Source organism: Vibrio sp. 10N.222.52.B7 (assembly GCF_041474275.1).
Lineage (GTDB): Bacteria > Pseudomonadota > Gammaproteobacteria > Enterobacterales > Vibrionaceae > Vibrio > Vibrio crassostreae_C.
Genome location: NZ_JBFRTU010000143.1, coordinates 3250 through 4404, shown reverse-complemented (window position 1 = coordinate 4404; position 1155 = coordinate 3250). Strand labels below are relative to the sequence as shown.

General features: G+C 34.7%; 1 protein-coding gene. It reads right to left on the bottom strand.

Going from position 1 to position 1155, the window contains the following annotated elements:
- Positions 1–107 (bottom strand): hypothetical protein (locus AB4512_RS21770; RefSeq protein ID WP_372175629.1); only part of this gene is annotated, 107 nt, incomplete at its 3' end.
- Positions 108–1155 lie beyond the last annotated feature (1048 nt).

Here is a 1155-nt window from a genome sequence, read left to right as displayed (position 1 = left end):
AAGTGTTGATATTGTTCTATCCATTCAACGGCTGTTTCAGATACCTCAAATAAATGACCATCTTTGTGGCTTCGTGCCTTAATTAACAATTTCTCTTCTGGTTTCATTTTTGATCCGTATCACACTAACCGTAATTTCACTATAGTTCCTGAATGATAAAGAAAGAATGATCATAAATAAAGAGAATTTATTGGCTTTTAAATAACTGATCTTTTTGATTAATATGATCTTAAATGATTAAGTGATCTAATGATCTGGACGTAACTTTGTTTATAAGTGGCTGAATTTAAAGCATTAAAATAAATCGCCTTGGAAAGCATGATCATAAAGGTTCCGAAACTATGATCATTAAACTTAAGAAAGCATGATCACAGAATATCAGAACGATGATCATTAAGTCATTGTAAGCATGATCATTATTGGTTCGAAAGCATGATCATTATACTTATACAGCTTATCCACAGATCGGAATTCAACATCGGTTTCTAAGTCGCTTTTGACTTGTCTAAGTGGACACTTGTGGTGGCCAATCTATCGGAACAATGATCAAGAGAGCATACTTTTTTATCGTTCCTACCCTATTGAGTGCAAAATTTAGTCTGTATCCGCTGGAAATGGATTGCTTTGATGTATTTAGAGCGGGTGGGTCTTAACTAGGAAGCATGATCATGAAATTGTCATGTTTGTGTATTCTTGGTCTGTGTCGATTGAATTTTCAATCATTGAGCCCTTATAGGCGTTGAATCCCCATTCCAAAAGCATTTGTCCGTAACTTAGTTCATAAATCACATGCTTCCGGAACTATGTTTACTTGATCATTTTTCCGGAGGTTGATCATTTCCAATCTGCAGTTGCTCGGATCAATATTGCTCAGTTTACGCCTTGATCATGCTTCATAATTTGGCGTTATCAATTATCTTACACTGGATGTGCTCCATGATCATTCTTCCGGTTAAGTTCCAATCCTCTGTTGTTTTTTGACACCCCATCTTCTCTTCTGTTTTGAATTTTTTGGTCATTGAGTGTTTTTTTAATTTTTATTGGATTGAAAATCTATAAATTCGAATGCAAATCACACCAACCGTAATCTACGGTTGTATTTCAATCGTTCCGAAGGTTTTTCGTTGAAATTCCATTTACATTGTAAATAAGTGA